This is a genomic window from Sphingomonas antarctica, assembly GCF_965137005.1.
Classification (GTDB): domain Bacteria; phylum Pseudomonadota; class Alphaproteobacteria; order Sphingomonadales; family Sphingomonadaceae; genus Sphingomonas_O; species Sphingomonas_O antarctica.
Map to the genome: position 1 here is coordinate 1 of NZ_CBCRXM010000013.1, position 18,585 is coordinate 18,585.

The window sequence follows — 18,585 nt, forward strand, 5'->3', positions numbered from 1 at the left end:
CGAGGCCGGTCGCGGGGAAAGACAGCGGGCGGTCGGCGATAGTGGGCCTGCTAGGAAATCAGCGGTTACAGCGCGGCTGTGGTCGCAAATGCTATTTCCACCCGCTATCACTATACCCCCCGGACTTGATCCGGGGTCCACCTCTCCACCGGAACAGGCCCAGCGATGATGGATGGATCCCGGATCAAGTCCGGGATGACGTTAGTGAGTGGGAGTAGCGGCCCGCCTCAACCGGTCGTTGATCGCTGCGCCCAAGCCCTCATCCGGCACCGGCGCCACCGCGATGCGCGCCTGCCCGCTGGCATCGGCCAAGTGCAGGAGATCGTAGAGTTTTGCCGCCGCCTCGACCGGATTGCCAGATGCGGACAGGGTTTCATCCCCGCCGACATTGCCAAAACCGATCAGGAACTCATCGGCACCAGCGGCGACCACGTCGAGCCGCAACGGCTTCGAAGGCGAATAATGCGCCGCCATCTGCCCCGGCGCGACGATCGCTTCTCCGCCCGTCAGCGCCCCCAATTCGATCGACCCCAGCCGCAGTACTTCGACCCGCCCGTCCACCACGCGCGCAATCGTGCTCTCGATGCCGACCTCGGTCGCGCCGCCATCCACCACCAGCGGCACCCGCCCGTCCAGACTCGCCACCACATGCTCCGCCCGCGTCGGCGAAATCCGTCCGCTGGCATTGGCCGACGGCGCGGCGAGCGGCTTGCCCACTGCGGCCAGCAACGCGCGCATCGCCGGATGCGCCGGCACGCGGATGGCCAATGTCGGCAACCCCGCCGTGACCAGGCTGGCGATCCCGTTGTCCGCCCGTGCCGGCAGCACCAGGGTCAGCGGCCCCGGCCAATGCGCCTCGGCCAGGCCGCGCGACACATCGTCGAACACCGCCAGCCGCTCCGCCGCCGCCAAATCCGGCACATGCACGATCAGCGGGTTGAACGCCGGTCGCCCCTTGGCCTGGTAAATCCGCGCCACCGCCGCGCCGTCGGTCGCGTCCGCCGCGAGGCCGTAGACCGTCTCGGTCGGCACCGCGACGGGCTGGCCATCCGCGATCAGGCGTGCGGCTTCGGCAATCGTTTCATCGTCGAAGGGCAGGACGCGGGTCATCGCGGCTGCCGCTATCACCCGCCTGGCGCATTGGGAACGCGCGTCGCCTAAAGCCCGTGATAGGCGCGGTACCAGCGTACGAAATTGGGGATGCCGACATCGATGCTGGTGGTCGGCGCGTAGCCCAGATCGTTGGCAATGGCGTCGATATTGGCGAAGGTTTCGGGGACGTCGCCGGCCTGGAGCGGCTGGAAATCGTACGTCGCCTTCACGCCCAGCGATGCTTCGATCAGGCCGATCATGTGCATCAGCTCTTCGGAGCGGTGGTTGCCGATATTGTAGAGGCGGTGGGGCGCAACCGAGCCGCCGGCTTTTTCCGCTCCATCGTCGGGCGGCGGGTTGTCGATGCAGGCGACGATCCCGGCGACGATGTCGTCGATATAGGTGAAATCGCGGCGCATCTTGCCGTCGTTGAACACCTTGATCGGTTCGCCCGCGAGGATCGCCTTGGTGAACAGCCACATCGCCATGTCGGGGCGGCCCCACGGGCCGTAAACCGTGAAAAAGCGCAGGCCGGTCAGCGGGATGCGGTAGAGATGGGCGTAGGTTTCGCTCATCAGCTCGTCCGCCTTCTTGGTCGCGGCATAGAGCGACATCGGGTGATCGACGCGCTGATCGACACTGAAGGGCAGAACCTTGTTGCCGCCATAGACCGATGACGACGACGCATAGACCATCGGCACTGCGGCATGCCGTGCGACCTCGAGCAAATTGAGGTGGCCGACGAGATTGGCCTGCACATAGGCGCGGGGGTTCTCGATCGAATAGCGCACCCCTGCCTGCGCGCCGAGGTGGAGGACGCCGTCGAATTTTTCGCCCGCCAAGGCTGCGTCGAGCGCGGCGTGATCGGCGAAATCGATCTTCTTGAACGCGAAGTTGGTCTGTTCGAGCGATTTCAGCCGCGCCTGCTTGAGCGTCGGATCGTAATAATCGTTGATATTGTCGATGCCGAGAACGCTGTCGCCGCGCGCCAACAGGACGCGGGCGACGCTGGAGCCGATGAACCCGGCCGCGCCGGTGATGAGGATACGCATAACGGCTCCTATGCTTCGGTAAGGGTTGATGCCCGCTTAGCGGCGGCGGGAATGCCGTGGATCAGCGCATCGGCGATGCGTTCGGCGGCGCGACCGTCGCCATAGGGGCACTGGCCGGTCGCGGAGGGCGGGTTGGCGAGCATTTCCGTCGCCGCACTGACGATGGCGGCCGGGTCGAGTTTGGTCAGGCGGGCGAGGCCACAGTCCACGCCTTCGGGGCGTTCCGTCGTTTCGCGCAGTACGAGAACCGGCGTGTTAAGCGCGACCGCTTCCTCCTGCACGCCGCCGCTGTCAGTCAGCACCAGCGATGCACGATCGAGCAAGGTCACGAATGCGGCATGGTCGAGCGGATCGGTGACCACCAGATTCGCGACGCCGAGCAGCCGCGCCAGATCGTCCGAAGCCGCGGCGTTGGGGTGACGCACCATCACGACCAGCGCACCGCTGTCGCGCGCCATTTTCTTGAGCGCGGTGACGATCGCATGCAGCGATTTGGCGTTCTCGCGCCGGTGCGCTGTGGCGAGGATCAGCGCGCGGCCATCGGCGGCGGCGAGGATCGGTTGCGCGGCGGCGGCCAATTCTGGGTCGAGCGCCACCCGCGCGCGGACTGCGGCGAGTGCATCGACGATGGTATTGCCGGTCATCAGCACGGTTGCCGGATCGATGCATTCGCGACCGAGCGCCGCAGCCGCAGCCGGTGTCGGCGCGAAATGCAGCGCCGAATAGTCGGCGATGGCGCGGCGGTAATGTTCTTCGGGCCAGGGGTGTGCGGTGTTGCCGCTGCGCAGGCCAGCTTCGACATGCGCCACGGGGATTTGGCGGTGGACGGCGGCGAGCGCGCCGGCATGCGCGGTCGCGGTGTCGCCCTGCACCACGACCATGTCGGGTCGGACCAGTTCGAGCGCATCGCCGATCGACAGCAGTAGCGAGGCATGCAGCGCATCGAGTGAATCGTCGCGACGGATCAAATCGAGCTGCAGATCGGGTCGCAACCTGTGCAGCGCCAACACCTGCTCCAACAACACATCATGCTGTCCCGTCGCCAGCGTCTGGACGACTATCCCTGCCCGCGCCTGCAGCGCCCGCACCACGGGGATCAGCTTGATCGCCTCCGGCCGTGTGCCGAAGATGACGAGGATGCGCTGGCTCACAGGCTCCAGCGGTTGGCGAGCGGACGGTCCGCCCAGATGTTCTTGAGGTCCGCGACCAGCCCGCCGACATTGGTCAGTTTGGTGATCGCCTCGGTATCCATCGCCGCATATTGTTCGTGGCCAACGGCGCAGACGACGAGGTCATAGCGGCCCTGCAACGCGTCGGCTTGTATCGATGCGCCATATTCGTGGCTGAACTCCACCGGATCGGCGAGTGGATCATGCAGCGTCACGTCATGGCCAAGGCGCTTAAGCCGGTTGACCACGTCGATCACCTTCGAATTGCGGATGTCGGGAACGTTTTCCTTGAACGTCAGCCCCATGACCAGAGCCGTGCCGGCCTTGCCGCGTTTGTCGTGCAGCGTTTCCGCTACCCATGCGCCCATACCGTCGTTGATCGCACGACCCGACAGGATCACGCGCGGCTCGATGTCATGTTCGGTCGCGACATGCGCGAGATAATAGGGATCGACGCCGATACAGTGGCCGCCGACCAGCCCGGGTTTGAAGTCGAGGAAGTTCCACTTGGTCCGTGCCGCGGCGAGGACATCCCACACCGATAGATCGAGCTGGGCGAAAATCTGGGTGATTTCGTTAACGAAAGCGATGTTGATGTCGCGCTGCGCGTTTTCGATAACCTTGGCGGCTTCGGCAGCCTTGATCGACGCGGCGCGGAAGGTGCCGCCGCTGGTCACCGCCGAATAGATCGCATCGACACGGTCGAGCGTTTCGGCGTCCTCGCCGCTGATAACCTTGGTGATACGATCGACGGTATGTTCGCGGTCGCCCGGATTGATGCGTTCGGGCGAGTAGCCGAGGACGAAGTCCGGGCCGCGTTTGAGGTCGCCGACGCGTTCCAGTTCGGGGCCGCACAAATCTTCGGTCACGCCTGGATAGACCGTCGATTCATAGACGATCACGGCGCGCGAACCTTTGGCGACAAGCTCCGCTACGGTGCGCGTCGCCGACATGACGGGGCCAAGGTCGGGACGGCGCAAGCGATCCACCGGCGTCGGCACGGTGACGATGTACGCGTCATAGCCTTTACATTCGGCAGGGTCGGCGGTGAGCGTCAGCGTCGTTGCGGCCAGTCGCGGCGCGTCGATCTCGCCGGTGCGGTCATGCCCGTCGCGCAATTCGGCAATTCGGCCCTGATCGATGTCGAGCCCCACGGTCTCGAAAGACTTGGCGAGCGCCACAGCCAGCGGCAGGCCGACATAGCCCAATCCGACGACGACAATGCGCGGCTTTGCTTCGGTCACGAAATCCCCCTTGGTCGCCAACGCCCTATGCCGTGACGGTTACGCCTCCGTAAACCCCGTCAGGTGGACAAAAACCACCGCTCCGCCCCTTCGAGACCGATTGCGGTCAGGACGCCGCTGGCAAAGGCGCCGGTATCGATGCCGATGCGGTTCGATCGTTCATCGACCGCACCGGTGATCGAATGGCCGTGGACGACCATCGCGCCATGATCGCGCGCGTCCTCGAGGAATTCGCGGCGGATCCAGCGCGTGTCTTCGCTCGACTGTTCATTACGCGGGATGCCCGGGCGAATTCCGGCGTGGACGAACAAATAATCGCCCTCGAGGATCGTTTCCTCGAACCCGCGCATGAACTCGATATGCGCGGCGGGCACATGCTTGCGGGTCAGCGCAACGAGTTCGGGCAACCCCGCCTCGTCATATTCCGCTTCATCGACGCCATAGCTCAGCAAGGTTTCGCGGCCGCCGATGCGCGAAAACATGCCGGCGGTGCGCCGATCGCCGTCCCATGTGCGGATCAGTACTTCTTCGTGATTGCCCATCAGCACGCGGCATTTGCCATCGGCGCATAATTGCATCGCGCGCTCGACCACCCCCGCCGAATCCGCACCGCGATCGACCAGATCGCCGAGCAGCACCAGATGCGTGTCCGCCGCGCCGCGCTGGCCGTCGTCGGCACGGATTTTCGCGAGCAATTCCTCGAACAGGTCCAACCGTCCGTGGACGTCGCCGACGGCATAGATCCGCTGTCCCGCAGGCAGCGCGTGCGCGCGGGGCTCCGGCCGGGAGAAAAGTCGTTTGAAAACCATGATGCGCGGGCGCCCTAGCGCAAAAATGCTGAACCCGCGATTATGCCGCTTCGCGGCTCAGCAAAGTTTCGGGGCGAATGCCCAGGCGTTGCATCTGCGCGCGGACGCGCGGCCAGGTTTCGCTGAGAAATTGGGCGCGCTGATCACCGCGCAGCTGGTCGAGTGCGCCATCGGCGACGAACATGCCGACGCCGCGCCGGACGGTGACGTACCCATCATCCTGCAACGACTGATAGGCCTTGGCGACGGTCAGCGGATTGGCGCCGTGTTCGGCGGCAAAGGCGCGTACCGAAGGAAGTTGATCGCCTTCGACGAAGTCGCCTTCGAGGATCGCAGCGGCGAGCAGATTGCGCAGGCGCAGGTAAACGGGCTCACCGGAGTCGGAAACTGTCATGCAACCCTAATACACTAACACAGGCGTTTGTCACCCCCAGTGTCGCACAACCAATTCTATCGGTGGCCGTGGCCGATCTTCGAGCGGGGCGCCCGTCGTGCCGATGAAAAGGAAACCCGCGATCCGTTCGCCAGCTTCACCGATACCGGCAGCGACGATGGGTGAAAACGCCGCCCAGCCGGTGATCCACGCCGCGACGAAGCCGAGGGCGTGGGCGGCATGGAGCAGGTTCATACACGCTGCGCCCGCGGACAATTCCTGTTCCCACAACGGCACGCGGCTGAGCGCGTCGGGCGCCGACATGACCGCGATCAGCATGGGTGCGTCGTGCGCGAATGCCGTCAGCTTGCCGAGATCGACACCCTCCGCCGCGGCGCGTTCGGCGCGGAAGGCATCGGCGAGCAACGTGGCGAATTTCTCACGGTCGTCGATGATAACGAAGCGCCACGGCACCAGTTTCTTGTGATCGGGCGTCCGCGCCGCGATCGTCAGGATCGTATCGAGCTGGGCTGAATCGGGTCCGGGTGCGACCATGTCGCGCGGTTTCCCCGAACGGCGGGTGGTCAGCAGACTAAGCGGTGACGACAAATCGTTGAGCATGATGTGCAGCTAGGCACGCAACCCCTGTTGCACAACGCAGCACGCGCTATGGCGAGCGGAATGCTTTCACTCCTCCTGGCGCTCACCGCCCCCGCTGCCCCCGATCCGCTCGCCATCGCCGACGCCCGCGTGGCGCAGGTGTCGTGGCGGCTGCAAACGGCCAATGTCGCTTTGTGCCCGCAACATGCGCCCTTGCCCGGCCTGTCGCTCCAGATGCGCGATCAATATGGCCCGGCGGATCGCGCCGCCACCGGCCTCGGCGACCGCCCCACGCTTAGCGCGGTCGTCCCGGGAAGCGCCGCGGCGCGCGCCGGGCTGAAGGTCGGGGATGCGCTTGCGGGGATCAACGGTACAGCGACGCCGGTCGCGTCCGACAAGGGGGCAACCTTCGCCACGGTCGGTCGCGCGGACGCCCAGTTGGCGGCGGCGCTGGCCAAGGGCGACGCTATGATCGTTTTCGGCGATGGGCGCAGCGTCACCCTCACGCCGGATCAAGGCTGTGCGTCGGAGGTGCAGTTGCTCCCGCAGAAAGGGCTGAATGCCGGTGCCGACGGGCAGATCGTCCAGATCGGCGGCAAGCTGTACGACTTTGCGGCGAATGACGACGAGTTGGCCGCAGTCATCGCGCATGAATTGTCCCACAATTTCCTCGGTCACCGCAATCAGCTTGACGAAGCGGGCGTTTCGACCGGGCTGTTTTCGGGGCTGGGCAAGAATGGCGCGAAGCTGCGTCAGATCGAGTTCGAGGCCGACCGCCTGTCGGTGTGGCTGGTGGCGCGCGCCGGCTATCGGGTCGACGCGCTGCCGCCGTTTTGGGCGCGGTTGGGACAGCGCGCCGGGATCCTGATTTCCGACGGGACGCACCCCGGGTTCAAGGAGCGCGTTCGCCGGATCGAAGCGGCGGTCGCCGAAGTCGCAACACAGCGCGCGGCGGGCCAACCCCTTATTCCGCCGGTGCAATAACCCCTTCCCTTCGCTCGATTCGCCGCTAACTCTCCCGCCATATCAAGGCGCGCCCGCCAGAGGTGCGCCCAAAGGGAGTTGTTACAGGGCATGGACACGCCAACCGTGGATTCGCCGGTCGAACCGGATATCAGCCACACCAATCCGGCATCGCAGGAAACCTGGTTCGGGCATCCGCGACAACTCGCCCGGCTGTTCACGACAGAGGCGATGGAGCGATTCGGCTATTACGGCATGCGCGCGTTGCTCACGCTGTATCTCGCGCAGCATTTCCTGTTTTCCGATACGACGACCACCGGACTGTATGGCGGGTTCACCGCGTTGGTGTATTTGACGCCGCTGATCGGCGGATTGATGGCCGACCGGTTCCTCGGCGCTAAACGCTCGGTCAAATTCGGTGCGATCCTGATGAGCCTCGGCTATCTGACGCTGTGCTTCGGCGGTCAGCCGGCCAAGCCGTTCGCGACGATCGACGGGGTCCGCAGCGAAATTACCAACCAAGGTACCGGTGAAGCGCGCAAGCAATTCGTCGCGGGTGCCGATGGCCAGCCGCTGCAGATCAAGGGCAATGACGACAAGTCGGTCTCGCTTCTGCGCGCGGATGGCAGCGAAGCGCGGCGCATTGCCGATGGCGGGTTCAAACCCGATGGCGAGCGCAACCCGACCAGCGTGTTCCTGCTGCTCATCGGCCTCGCCTTGGTCGTTATCGGCAACGGTTTCTTCAAACCCAACATCTCGACGATCGTCGGCTCGCTTTATGCGCAGGGCGACCGCCGCCGCGATGCGGGTTTCACCATCTTCTACATGGGCATCAACCTCGGCTCGCTGTTCTCCCAGATCCTGTGTCCGTTGCTCGCGGTCGGCATGGGCAGCTGGGGCGGCCTCGGCTGGTGGGCGGGGTTCGCGCTGGCGGCAGTCGGCATGCTGATTTCGTGGCTGCTGATCCAGTTCGACGGCGGCAAGCTCGACGGCTTCGGCGATCGTCCGGCCGATGCGCCGACCAATCGTGACTTCGTCATTTATATCGGCGCGGTGCTGGCGATCCCGGTCGTGTGGTTCCTGTTCACCAACTTGATGAGCTATGTCCGTCCCGCCGCCGGTTCGGGGATGATCGGCTATTTCATGACGCTGCCGATCATGGGCAAGATCATGTTCGGCACGTTCCTGATCAGCGTCCCGGGCATCCTGATCTGGTCGTACATCAAGGGGACCAAGCAGGAATTTCAGATGATGCTGGCGGCGATGGTGCTCATCACCTTCAACACCGTGTTCTGGACGTTGTTCGAACAGGCGGGGTCGAGCCTGACGCTGTTTGCCGATCGCAACACCGACCTCAGCGTGTTCGGGCTGTTCTCGATCTCGGCGGGGCAAACCCAGTTTTTCAACGCCGCTTTCATCGTTCTCCTCGCGCCGCTCTTCTCGATCATGTGGAACGGCATGGCGCGGCGCGGGATCGAGCCGACCATTCCGATCAAGTTCGCCATCGCACTTATGGGCGTCGGCGCCGGCTTCTTGTTCCTCGTCTGGGGCGCGAGTTTTGCCGGTCCGGACTTCAAGGTCGGGCTGTGGTGGATCGCCGGACTTTATTTCGTCCATTCGGCGGCCGAATTGTGCATCTCGCCCGTCGGTCTCAGCATGATCACCAAGCTCAGCATCGCGCGCATCGTCGGGTTGATGATGGGCGTGTGGTTCCTGTCGATCGCGGTGGCGCAATATGTCGCCGGGTTGGTGGCACAAGTCGCCAGTGTCGAGACTGTTGGCGGACAGGTGACCAATTTAAAGGTCAGCCTCGACACCTATGTCGGCGTGTTCACCACCATTGGTTGGGTCGCGGTTGCGATCGGGGTCGTGCTGTTTGTCCTCGCCTGGCCGCTGAAGCGGCTGATGCACGGAGTGAAGTGATGCGGTTAGCCTGGGCCCTTATTCCTGCCATCGCGCTGGCGGGTTGCGCGACCAACGAACATCCCAAAACGGCGTCGGCGTCCACGCCATCAAAGCCGTTCGACTGGAACCCCGACCCGTTTCCGTCGACCTACAAGCCGTATCCGTCGCGCCCCACGATCGTGCGCAATGCGACGATCTATGATGGCGAAGGTGGACGGATCGAGCATGGCTCGGTGGTTATGGCCGATGGCAAGATCGTCGCCATCGGCGGCGCCGACCTCGCGGCGCCGGCGGGGGCGGATGTCGTCGACGGCACCGGCAAATGGGTGACGCCCGGGATCATCGACATCCATTCGCACCTTGGCGACTATCCTTCACCCGGGGTCGAAGCGAATTCGGACGGGAATGAAGCCACCGGTCCGGTGACGTCGCAGGTCTGGGCCGAACACAGCGTCTGGCCGCAGGACCCGGGGTTCAGCCGCGCGCTGGTCAATGGCGGGGTCACGACGCTCGAAATCCTGCCGGGCTCGGCCAATCTGTTCGGCGGCCGGTCGGTGGTCGTGAAGAACGTCTATGCCCGCACGCAGCAGGGGATGAAGTTTCCCGGCGCGCCTTACGGCCTGAAAATGGCGTGCGGCGAGAATCCGAAGCGCGTTTATGGCAGCCGCAACCAGATGCCGTCGACGCGCATGGGCAATATCGCGGTCGACCGGCAAACCTGGGCCAAGGCGGTCGAATATAAGCGCAAGCGCGAAAAGGACCCGCTGGGCACCCCGCGCGACTTGCAGATGGATACGCTGGCCGCAGTGCTCGACGGCAAGATCCTGGTCCAGAACCACTGTTATCGCGCCGACGAAATGGCCAATGTGATCGATATGTCGAAGGAATTCGGCTATCATGTCAGTGCGTTCCACCACGCGGTAGAGGCTTACAAGATCGCCGATCTGCTCAAGGCCAACGGCATTTGCGCGGCGATGTGGGCGGATTGGTGGGGTTTCAAGATGGAGTCCTATGACGCCATCGACGAGAATTTGCCGCTGGTTCACGCCGCGGGTGCGTGTGCGATTACGCATTCGGACGATCCCAACGGCATCCAGCGGCTGAATCAGGAAACTGCCAAGGCGCTGGCGCATGGCCGTCGCGCGGGCATCCAGATCGCCGATGAGGTCGCGTGGACGTGGATGGCGATCAACCCGGCCAAAGCGCTGGGCATTGCCGACAAGGCTGGCAGCTTGAAGCCCGGCAAGATGGCCGACGTCGTGCTGTGGAACGGCAATCCGTTGAGCGTTTACACCCGCCCCGAACATATCTGGATCGATGGTGCGACGATGTACGATGCCGACAATCCGCGGATGCGCCCGGTGAGCGATTTCGAGCTGGGCCAGACCGGTGAAGGAGACACGAAGTGAAGCGGCTCCTGCTCGCCACTGCGGCGCTTTTCGCCGCACCGCTCCACGCCGAAACTGTTGCGATAACCGGCGCAACGATTGCCACGGGTGAGGAAGTCGCGCCGTCGCAAGGCAATGTCGTGATCCGCGACGGCCGCGTCGTTGGTATCGGCAATGTCGCCGTCCCCGCCGGAGCCCGCATCATCGACGGCACCGGCAAATGGGTTTCGCCGGGCATCGTCGCGGGCTTCACGCGGCTCGGGCTGGTCGGAGTCGATGCGGTCGACGAGACCAACGATGCGTCGGCGCGCACGTCACCCTTTTCCGCGAGCCTCGACGTATCGACCGCGATCAACCCGCGCGTCCCCGCTATTGCGGTCAGCCGCGCGGCAGGCGTCACCCGCGCGATCGTCGCGCCCGAAGCCGCAAGCGCGATGTTCGCCGGACAAGGCGCCTTGATCGATACCGCCAGCCGCACCGACATCGTCGACAAGGCCCGCGCATTCCAGTTCGTCGAGTTTGGCGAAAACGGCGCGCGCCGCGCGGGTGGCAGCCGCACCGCCGCGCAGGCATGGTTCCGCAACGCCCTCGAACAGGCACGCAGTTTCGCGCGCAACCCGGCGAGCTATGACGGCAATTCGAAGGACGCGCTGCTCAACCGCAGCGATGCCGCCGCATTGGTGCCGGTGATCGAGGGGCGGCAGCCGCTTTACGTCCATGTCGAGAGCGGGCCGGATATCCTCCAGATGCTGTCGCTCAAGCGGGAGTTTCGGGCGCTGAAGCTGGTCCTTGTCGGGGTCAGCGAAGGATGGACCGTCGCGCGTGAAATAGCGGCGGCTGGCGTGCCGGTGATCGCCAGCCCGACCAACGATCTGCCCGCGTCGTTCGAAGCGCTGGCCGCGACCCAGTCCAATGTCGGTCGCCTGCGTGCGGCGGGCGTCGAAGTCGCCATCGGCATGATCGACGACGACGATGCACGCCAGGCGCAGCTCAGCATGCAGCGGGCGGGCAATCTGGTCGCGCTGTCGAAAGTGCCGGGCGCGACCGGGCTCAATTGGGGTCAGGCATTCGCCACGATCACGAGCGTTCCCGCGCGCATCGCGGGCATGACCGATGTCGGCACGCTCAAGCCCGGCGCGCGCGACGTGGTGATGTGGTCGGGCGATCCGCTCGAGCTATCGACGCTGGCCGAACGCGTGTGGATCGACGGCGTCGAGCAGCCGATGGAAACGCGCCAGTCGCGCTTGCTGAAGCGCTATCTGACGCCACAGGAAGGTGCGATGCCAAAGGCTTACGACCGCTAGGCGGACCAAAACTCGTCACCCTGACGAAAGTCAGGGTCCATTCGCCCTCTGCCCTGATCGAGAGCGAATGGACCCCGGATCAAGTCCGGGGTGACGAGGGCTTCGGCCTTGACCGCGCCCATGACTTGGCCCCTACTCTCGCCAGGAGAGACCAATGCTCAATTTGATCCTCGCACTCGCCGCGTTCGTCGGCACGCATTTCGCCATGTCGCATCCGTTGCGTGCGCCCCTCGTCGCGCGACTGGGGGCAGGTGGCTTTCTCGGCCTTTACTCGCTGGTCGCGGCGCTGACGCTTGGTTGGGCGGCGGTCGCCTTTCGCGCCGCACCCTATGGCGATCCGTTATGGGCCGCGTCCGACGCCCTGTGGTGGGTCTCGACCGTCGTCATGTTGCTCGCCGCGATCCTGCTGGTCGGCAGTTTCTTCGGTAACCCTGCCTTGCCCGGCCCGCAGAGCACGGCGCCCATTCCTGCCGCGCGCGGCGTATTCGCCATCACCCGCCACCCGATGATGTGGAGCTTCGCGCTGTGGAGCCTTGCGCACGCGCTGGTCAGCCCGCGCCCCGCCGTGCTGGCATTGAGCGGCGCGATTGCCGTTCTTGCGCTCGTTGGCGCTAACCTGCAGGACGGCAAGAAGGCCGGACTGCACGGCGAACGCTGGCGAGACTGGACCGGGCGGACCAGCTTCGTACCTTATGGTCGTGGCTGGGCCTGGCCGGGGCTGGTCGCCAGCGTCGGCGGCGTCGCATTATGGCTGGTCGCGACATGGGTGCACCCGTTGCTGGGTGCGCCGGCCGCCGGGATCTGGCGCTGGCTTAGCGCCTGACCGTCGCCATGCCGCGCGCATTATAGCGGTCACCCGACGTCCCGCCGCGCGGGCTGGCGGTATCGAGCGCGGCGAGATCGTCGGCGGTCAGTTTGACGTCCGCCGCACCGACCGAATCCTCCATCGTGGCGCGGCGTTTGACTCCCGGGATCGGCACGATGCCATCGCCCTGCGCCAGCAACCACGCCAGCGCGACCTGCGCCTTCGACGCTCCGTGTTTGTCGGCAACCGCGCCGATCGCATCGACGACCTTCAGATTCTTCGGCAGGTTTTCCGCCGAATAGCGCGGGTCGTTGCGGCGCCAGTCGTCGGCAGGGAGGTCGTCGAGGCTGGTGATCCCGCCCGCAAGGAAACCACGACCGAGCGGCGAATAGGGCACGAAGCCAATGCCGTTCTCGCGGCAGATGTCCAAGATCTCGTCCTCGACGTCGCGTTCCCACAGCGAATATTCGCTTTGTAGTGCGGTGATCGGCGCGGCCTTGGCGGCGCGGCGCAGCGTGTCGGGGCCGGCTTCGGACAAGGCGATGTGGCGGACCTTGCCTTCCTTTACGAGCTCCATCATCCCGCCGACCGTTTCCTCGATGGGGACGTTCGGATCGACGCGGTGCTGATAGAACAGGTCGATCGTGTCGATGCCGAGACGTTTGAGCGACCCTTCCACCGATGCCCGGGCATTGGCCGGTGACCCGTCAACCCCGGTGATCTGATTACCATCGAATTTGAAACCGAATTTCGTGGCGATAATCAATCCGTCGCGCTTGCCCGCGATTGCCCGGCCGACCAGTTCTTCATTGGCGAACGGGCCATAGATTTGCGCGGTGTCGAAGAACGTCACGCCCAGGTCGATGGCGCGGTGGATCGTCGCAGTGGCCTCTCCGACATCGGCATGTGCGCCGTAGGTGATGTTCCCGCCCGCCTCGATCATCGGCATGCAGCCGATGCCGATGGCCGACACGGTCAACCCGTTGCCGAGTTCGCGATACTTCATGCTGCTTCTCCCATCGTCCTGGTTTGCCGGGCGACTGCGCCCGTCACCGCCACGTCCCACATGACATTGCCCAATGTCCGGAAGATGTCGGGTAAGGTCTCGACAGCGATCAACAACGCCAGCGGTTCCACCGGCACCCCGAGAATGAGGCAGAGCGGACCGATCGAGGTGACGAAGCTGACTTGCCCGGGCAAGCTGACCGCGCCCATCGAGGTCAGTACCGCGGCGAAAATCGCCACGGCATATTGTGCCGCCGTCAGGTGAACCCCGAACCAGTTGGCGACGTAAAGCGCGACGGCGAGGTTCATCGCCGGGCCCGTCGCCCGCAGCAAGGCCACCGCCATCGGCAAGGTGATTTCGGCGGTCGCCGGCTGCACGCCCAGCCCTTGCGATTTGTTGAGCATGATCGGCAGACAGGCAAGCGAACTCTGCGTCGAGATCGCCAGCGCCTGGACCGGCGCAATGGCCTTTACATAATCGCCGAACCGCCAGCGCGCGGCAAACACCGCGACCAGATAGGCGATCAGCGATATGACGATCCCGACGCTCGCGACCGTGGCGACATAGTGGAACAGCGCCCCAAGCGCGGCCAGACCGCTGCGCGCGCCGACGACGAACGCCAGCGCGAACACGCCGATCGGCGCGAGGCGCAACACCCAGTCGATGACGATGACCATCGCATCGGCGATGGCCGAGAAGAACCGCGACAACAGGGCGCGCGGCTCGGCCGGCAAGCGGGTGATCGCAAAGGCGAAGACCAGCGTGAACACCAACAGCGGCAGGATCGCATCGCTGGTTGCCGCCGCGAGCGGATTGGTCGGAACGATCGATTTGACGAAATCCACGAATGGCGGCGGCGGCGTAACCGTGCCCGTGGTGGTCAATGCGCCCTTCAGCGCATCCGCCGCCGCGACCGGCATCGGCACCAGCGCCAGGAATGTCGGCATCAACACCGCCCCGAGGATCGCGCTGAAACTCATGACGCAGACGATCCAGAGCATCGCCCGGCCGGCGACTGCACCCGCGCGCGCGGCTTCTGCAGTCTGGGCGATGCCCGTGATCAGCAGGGCGACCACCAGCGGCACGATCGTCATGCGCAGCCCGTTGAGCCACAAGGCGCCAACGGGATCGGCGATGTTGGCCGCGCCGGTCGCAAATCCGGGCGCGAACGAACTGGCAAGCAGGCCCAGGCCCAGACCGATAATGAGCGCGACGAGGATGCGGGTGGCGTTGGACATAATCGCTTTGCTAAGCGTCTCGGCTTCGCCGTGGAAGTGGAATAGATCGGTGACGACGGCGACGAGGAGGAGAATAGCTTGGGCCAGCGCAATTATTTCGGCACCGACGGCATTCGCGGGCGCACCAACACCAGCCCGATGACTCCGGAAATTGCGATGAAGGTCGGCCAGGCAGCGGGTACGTATTTCCTGCGCGGCGACCACCGGCATCGCGTGGTGATCGGCAAGGACACGCGGCTCAGCGGCTATATGGTCGAAAATGCGCTGGTCGCTGGCTTCACGTCGGTCGGCATGGACGTCGAACAATTCGGGCCGATGCCGACCCCCGGCGTCGCGATGCTCACCGCGTCGATGCGCGCGGATCTGGGCGTGATGATCTCGGCCAGCCACAATCCGTACTACGACAATGGCATCAAGCTGTTCGGTCCCGACGGGTACAAATTGTCGGACGAGGCCGAGGCGAAGATCGAGGCGATGATCGATGCACCGCCGCGCCTTGCCGCGTCATCCGATATCGGTCGTGCGCATCGTGTCGACGATGCCAAGGGCCGCTATATCCATCATGCCAAGGCGACGTTTCCGCATCATCTGCGCCTCGACGGGCTCAAGATCGCGCTCGATTGCGCCAATGGCGCGGCGTACAAGATCGCCCCCACCGCCTTGTCCGAATTGGGTGCCGAACTGGTGTGCATCGGCGTCGATCCCAATGGCCGCAACATCAACGACAATTGCGGATCGACCGCGCCGATGACGCTACAGGAAACGGTCGTCGCGTCGGGTGCGCAAATCGGCATCGCGCTCGACGGCGACGCCGACCGGCTGATCGTTGTCGATGAGCGCGGCAAGGTAATCGACGGCGACCAGCTGATGGCGTTGATTGCCGGCAATTGGGCGCGCGACGGGCGCCTCATGGGTGGCGGGCTGGTGACCACCGTAATGTCGAATTTGGGCCTGGAACGCTATTTGCAGGGCAAGGGCTTGGGCCTCGAGCGCACCGGGGTCGGCGACCGCTATGTCCTCGAACGCATGCGCAGCGGCGGGTTCAATGTCGGCGGCGAACAATCGGGTCACATCATCCTCGGCGATTACGGCACCACTGGCGACGGGCTGGTCGCGGCGCTCCAAGTCCTTGCCGCCTTGGTCGAGGTCGGTCGCCCGGCGAGCGAAATGCTCCATCTGTTCGATCCGGTGCCGCAATTGCTCAAGAACGTCCGCTATGAACGGGGTGCCAAACCGCTCGAGAATGCGCAGGTGCGCGCCGCTATTGCGGATGCCGAAGCCGCATTGACGGGCAGTGGCCGACTGGTGATCCGTGCATCGGGTACCGAACCCTTGATCCGGGTGATGGCCGAGGGCGACGACGCCACCCAAGTCGAACGCATTGTCGACGGTGTATGCGCGGCGGTCGCCGCCGCCGGCTAACAGCCGTTCACGTCCGTTTCGGCGGTAACCATGAATCGCGGTCGATTTAAGAGTCGAAACAGGCTATAAGCCTCGAATTCTAGGGGATTTAGCAGTCGAGGCAGCGGTTCGTTACGGTCAATTGTACCGCAATGAGACACGTTTTCGCCAAATTGCGCATCATTGTGGTTCTACGGGGGAACTTTCATCCCATGTGAACCATTACACTCTTATAACAAAACTAATGCAGGCAAAGGTTTATCGCCGGAGCCGCCTCGGGATTGCAAATACATGTTGAAACAGCTCGCGGCTTCGCATTTTGCGAAGACCCTCGCCCTGTGCGTTTGCCCGATCGTGACCGCAGGGGTGGTCGCGGTCAAGGAACCGCACGTTCGGCGGATGATCCACAAGGCGACGGGCTCTGCTCCCGAAAAGGTCGGGCGTCATAGGGCAGCGCTGTCTGCTGTCTCGCTTCCGCCGTGCACGCCGGTCGGGCCATTTGCGACCTTGCCGCGTGTGTCAGCCGCGCTTCCTGCTGCCGTTGGACTTCCTGGCGAAGGCGCCCAATTGACCCCCACGGCGGCATCCGCGCCGGAAGCGGTGGGCAGCGCGTTCAACCCTGGCTTTGGCTCGCCGGGCGGATTCGTATTCAACCCGAGCGGCCCGTCCGGCGGCGGCGGGGTTATTCCTCCGACGTTTCCCGGTGGCGGCACGTCTCCGACGAGCCCGGTATCGGGTGTGCCCGAGCCCGAAACATGGGTCCAGATCTTGGCTGGCCTCGGCCTCGCCGGCGCTGGGATCCGCGTGCTCCGCGCCCGTAAAGAACTGGCCAAAGCCTGACTTTCATCCGCGCGGCGCGCTCGCTATGGCGGCGCGATGCTGGAAATGCGTCCCGATTGCGAGTTGTGCGGTCGCGACCTTTTGCCCGGCGATGATGCGTTGATCTGCTCGTTCGAATGCACGTTCTGCACCGGTCACGCTCTGACCGCCTGCCCGAACTGTGGCGGCGATCTGCAGCGACGGCCGACGCGCCCGGAACCCATGCTAACCAAATATCCAGCTTCTGTGGTGCGTAAGTACGCCGCATGACGCCGCGTATCCTCATTATCGCCGGATCGGATTCGGGCGGCGGCGCGGGGATTCAGGCTGACATCAAGACCGTCACGATGCTCGGCGGTCACGCGATGACTGCGATAACCGCGCTGACCGCCCAGAACACACTTGGCGTCGACAGTATCCTTCCCGTCGCGCCGGACTTCGTCATTGCCCAGATCGATGCCTGTCTCAACGATATCGGCGCGGACGCGATCAAGATCGGCATGCTCGGTTCGGTCGAGGTGGCGCACGCGGTCGCCGAACGATTGGCCGACGTCGATCTGCCCATCGTATTCGACCCGGTCATGGTCGCGACCAGCGGTGCCGAATTGGCCGACGATGCGACGGTCGAGGCGTTCGACCGGCTGCTGCGTATTGCCACGATCGCCACGCCGAACTTGCCCGAACTCGCCGAATTGTCGTCCGGTGAGGATGAAGTCGGCGCGGCGCTTGCGCTCGTCGCGGCGCGTGGTTGCGCCGTCCTGATCAAGGGCGGACATGGCGGCGAAGATCCCATCGCCGACGTGCTGGTCGAAACCGACAACATCACCACCTGGCAAGGCAGCCGGATCGACACGCGCCACAGCCACGGCACCGGCTGCACGCTCGCCAGCGCGATCGCCGTGTTCCTGGCGCGTGGCGCGACGTTGCCGCAGGCCGTGGACCGTGCACGCGACTTCGTCCGTCAGGCACTACGCTCGGCTCCTGGCCTCGGCAAAGGTGCCGGGCCGATGGGGCATCAGGACGTACGCCTCGACGTCGGCGAGCCGATGCGGCTCAACCAGATCACTCTGCCCTGCACCGATTACGAGGCAAGCAAGGCATTCTACCGGCGACTGGGCCTGACCTTGATCGTCGACAGTCCGGCCGACGGCTATGCCCGGTTCGAAGCGCCCGGCGGCGTCACGCTGTCGATCCACCATGACGACGCGCGTCCCGTCGGCGCAACGGTATATTTCGAAGTCGACGCGCTCGACGACCGGGTCCTCAGCCTGTCGCGCGCGGGCGTCCAGTTCGAACACCCGCCGATCGACCAGCCTTGGCTGTGGCGCGAAGCGCGGTTGCGCGATCCGGCGGGCAATATGATCTGCCTGTATCGCGCGGGTGAAAATCGGAGATTCCCGCCGTGGCGCGTGTGATT

General features: G+C 64.7%; 18 protein-coding genes. 9 read left to right on the forward strand and 9 right to left on the reverse strand.

Annotated elements, in window-relative coordinates; all coding sequences use genetic code 11:
- Positions 1-201 precede the first annotated feature (201 nt).
- From ACM9ME_RS12105 to ACM9ME_RS12135, 7 genes are read right to left on the reverse strand one after another with little or no spacing between them, the layout of a single operon-like run.
- On the reverse strand, positions 202-1,110 hold the full coding sequence (locus tag ACM9ME_RS12105) for an L-threonylcarbamoyladenylate synthase (protein ID WP_415643717.1): 909 nt from the start codon (positions 1,108-1,110) through the stop codon (positions 202-204).
- A 47-nt stretch (positions 1,111-1,157) separates the two neighbouring features.
- Complete coding sequence (locus ACM9ME_RS12110) at positions 1,158-2,144, reverse strand: SDR family NAD(P)-dependent oxidoreductase (RefSeq protein ID WP_415643718.1); 987 nt, start codon at positions 2,142-2,144, stop codon at positions 1,158-1,160.
- Between the two features lie 8 nt (positions 2,145-2,152).
- The gene (gene wecB, locus ACM9ME_RS12115) at positions 2,153-3,295 is read right to left on the reverse strand and encodes a non-hydrolyzing UDP-N-acetylglucosamine 2-epimerase (RefSeq protein ID WP_415643719.1); all 1,143 of its coding nucleotides are present in this window, start codon (positions 3,293-3,295) and stop codon (positions 2,153-2,155) included.
- Positions 3,292-4,557 carry a nucleotide sugar dehydrogenase gene (locus tag ACM9ME_RS12120; RefSeq protein WP_415643720.1) on the reverse strand — a complete coding sequence of 422 codons (1,266 nt, stop codon included), beginning with the start codon at positions 4,555-4,557 and terminating at the stop codon, positions 3,292-3,294. Before ACM9ME_RS12120 ends, wecB begins: the two co-directional genes overlap by 4 nt.
- Positions 4,558-4,616: 59 nt before the next feature.
- Positions 4,617-5,366, reverse strand: coding sequence for a metallophosphoesterase (locus ACM9ME_RS12125; RefSeq protein WP_415643721.1), 750 nt, complete (start codon positions 5,364-5,366; stop codon positions 4,617-4,619).
- A gap of 40 nt (positions 5,367-5,406) precedes the next feature.
- Positions 5,407-5,760: a GntR family transcriptional regulator gene (locus ACM9ME_RS12130; protein WP_415643722.1), complete on the reverse strand. Its 354-nt coding sequence runs from the start codon at positions 5,758-5,760 to the stop codon at positions 5,407-5,409.
- Between the two features lie 30 nt (positions 5,761-5,790).
- Positions 5,791-6,360, reverse strand: coding sequence for a nitroreductase family protein (locus ACM9ME_RS12135; protein WP_415643723.1), 570 nt, complete (start codon positions 6,358-6,360; stop codon positions 5,791-5,793).
- Positions 6,361-6,420: 60 nt separating this feature from the next.
- On the opposite strand from ACM9ME_RS12135, the gene ACM9ME_RS12140 reads away from it, so the two are divergent.
- The 5 genes from ACM9ME_RS12140 (at position 6,421) to ACM9ME_RS12160 (ending at position 12,722) form a co-directional block, all read left to right on the forward strand.
- Complete coding sequence (locus ACM9ME_RS12140; RefSeq protein WP_415643724.1) at positions 6,421-7,323, forward strand: M48 family metalloprotease; 903 nt, start codon at positions 6,421-6,423, stop codon at positions 7,321-7,323.
- A 90-nt stretch (positions 7,324-7,413) separates the two neighbouring features.
- Complete coding sequence (locus tag ACM9ME_RS12145; RefSeq protein WP_415643725.1) at positions 7,414-9,225, forward strand: peptide MFS transporter; 1,812 nt, start codon at positions 7,414-7,416, stop codon at positions 9,223-9,225.
- Entirely contained in the window at positions 9,225-10,616 is a 1,392-nt protein-coding gene (locus tag ACM9ME_RS12150; protein ID WP_415643726.1) for an amidohydrolase, read from the forward strand. Before ACM9ME_RS12145 ends, ACM9ME_RS12150 begins: the two co-directional genes overlap by 1 nt.
- Complete coding sequence (locus tag ACM9ME_RS12155) at positions 10,613-11,899, forward strand: amidohydrolase family protein (RefSeq protein ID WP_415643727.1); 1,287 nt, start codon at positions 10,613-10,615, stop codon at positions 11,897-11,899. The genes ACM9ME_RS12150 and ACM9ME_RS12155 overlap by 4 nt, the downstream gene beginning before the upstream one ends.
- Positions 11,900-12,053: 154 nt before the next feature.
- A complete protein-coding gene (locus ACM9ME_RS12160; protein ID WP_415643728.1) occupies positions 12,054-12,722 on the forward strand; it encodes an NnrU family protein in 669 nt (222 codons plus the stop codon).
- On the opposite strand, the gene ACM9ME_RS12165 is transcribed toward ACM9ME_RS12160, so the two are convergent.
- Together ACM9ME_RS12165 and ACM9ME_RS12170 are read right to left on the reverse strand one after the other, a co-directional pair.
- A complete protein-coding gene (locus ACM9ME_RS12165; protein WP_415643729.1) occupies positions 12,712-13,710 on the reverse strand; it encodes an aldo/keto reductase in 999 nt (332 codons plus the stop codon). The two genes, ACM9ME_RS12160 and ACM9ME_RS12165, sit on opposite strands and share 11 nt — an antisense overlap.
- Complete coding sequence (locus ACM9ME_RS12170; protein ID WP_415643730.1) at positions 13,707-14,948, reverse strand: dicarboxylate/amino acid:cation symporter; 1,242 nt, start codon at positions 14,946-14,948, stop codon at positions 13,707-13,709. Before ACM9ME_RS12170 ends, ACM9ME_RS12165 begins: the two co-directional genes overlap by 4 nt.
- 78 nt (positions 14,949-15,026) lie before the next feature.
- Between ACM9ME_RS12170 and glmM the strand changes: the two genes are divergently transcribed.
- The 4 genes from glmM to thiD all read left to right on the forward strand — a co-directional run bounded on the left by glmM (position 15,027) and on the right by thiD (position 18,583).
- Positions 15,027-16,370 carry a phosphoglucosamine mutase gene (gene glmM, locus ACM9ME_RS12175; RefSeq protein WP_415643731.1) on the forward strand — a complete coding sequence of 448 codons (1,344 nt, stop codon included), beginning with the start codon at positions 15,027-15,029 and terminating at the stop codon, positions 16,368-16,370.
- A 270-nt stretch (positions 16,371-16,640) separates the two neighbouring features.
- On the forward strand, positions 16,641-17,189 hold the full coding sequence (locus ACM9ME_RS12180; RefSeq protein ID WP_415643732.1) for a PEP-CTERM sorting domain-containing protein: 549 nt from the start codon (positions 16,641-16,643) through the stop codon (positions 17,187-17,189).
- 36 nt (positions 17,190-17,225) lie between these two features.
- Complete coding sequence (locus ACM9ME_RS12185; RefSeq protein WP_415643733.1) at positions 17,226-17,438, forward strand: DUF1272 domain-containing protein; 213 nt, start codon at positions 17,226-17,228, stop codon at positions 17,436-17,438.
- Positions 17,435-18,583, forward strand: coding sequence for a bifunctional hydroxymethylpyrimidine kinase/phosphomethylpyrimidine kinase (gene thiD, locus ACM9ME_RS12190; RefSeq protein ID WP_415643734.1), 1,149 nt, complete (start codon positions 17,435-17,437; stop codon positions 18,581-18,583). The genes ACM9ME_RS12185 and thiD overlap by 4 nt, the downstream gene beginning before the upstream one ends.
- Positions 18,584-18,585: the final 2 nt, after the last annotated feature.

Excerpts from the sequence above, each read along its gene's own strand:
- ACM9ME_RS12105 (WP_415643717.1), bottom strand. The coding sequence starts at position 1,110 with ATGACCCGCGTCCTGCCCTTCGACGATGAAACGATTGCCGAAGCCGCA.
- ACM9ME_RS12180 (WP_415643732.1), top strand. The coding sequence starts at position 16,641 with ATGTTGAAACAGCTCGCGGCTTCGCATTTTGCGAAGACCCTCGCCCTG.
- ACM9ME_RS12125 (WP_415643721.1), bottom strand. The coding sequence starts at position 5,366 with ATGGTTTTCAAACGACTTTTCTCCCGGCCGGAGCCCCGCGCGCACGCG.
- ACM9ME_RS12170 (WP_415643730.1), bottom strand. The coding sequence starts at position 14,948 with ATGTCCAACGCCACCCGCATCCTCGTCGCGCTCATTATCGGTCTGGGC.
- ACM9ME_RS12140 (WP_415643724.1), top strand. The coding sequence starts at position 6,421 with ATGCTTTCACTCCTCCTGGCGCTCACCGCCCCCGCTGCCCCCGATCCG.
- ACM9ME_RS12150 (WP_415643726.1), top strand. The coding sequence starts at position 9,225 with ATGCGGTTAGCCTGGGCCCTTATTCCTGCCATCGCGCTGGCGGGTTGC.
- ACM9ME_RS12145 (WP_415643725.1), top strand. The coding sequence starts at position 7,414 with ATGGACACGCCAACCGTGGATTCGCCGGTCGAACCGGATATCAGCCAC.
- thiD (WP_415643734.1), top strand. The coding sequence starts at position 17,435 with ATGACGCCGCGTATCCTCATTATCGCCGGATCGGATTCGGGCGGCGGC.
- ACM9ME_RS12160 (WP_415643728.1), top strand. The coding sequence starts at position 12,054 with ATGCTCAATTTGATCCTCGCACTCGCCGCGTTCGTCGGCACGCATTTC.
- ACM9ME_RS12185 (WP_415643733.1), top strand. The coding sequence starts at position 17,226 with ATGCTGGAAATGCGTCCCGATTGCGAGTTGTGCGGTCGCGACCTTTTG.
- ACM9ME_RS12110 (WP_415643718.1), bottom strand. The coding sequence starts at position 2,144 with ATGCGTATCCTCATCACCGGCGCGGCCGGGTTCATCGGCTCCAGCGTC.
- ACM9ME_RS12130 (WP_415643722.1), bottom strand. The coding sequence starts at position 5,760 with ATGACAGTTTCCGACTCCGGTGAGCCCGTTTACCTGCGCCTGCGCAAT.
- ACM9ME_RS12165 (WP_415643729.1), bottom strand. The coding sequence starts at position 13,710 with ATGAAGTATCGCGAACTCGGCAACGGGTTGACCGTGTCGGCCATCGGC.
- ACM9ME_RS12135 (WP_415643723.1), bottom strand. The coding sequence starts at position 6,360 with ATGCTCAACGATTTGTCGTCACCGCTTAGTCTGCTGACCACCCGCCGT.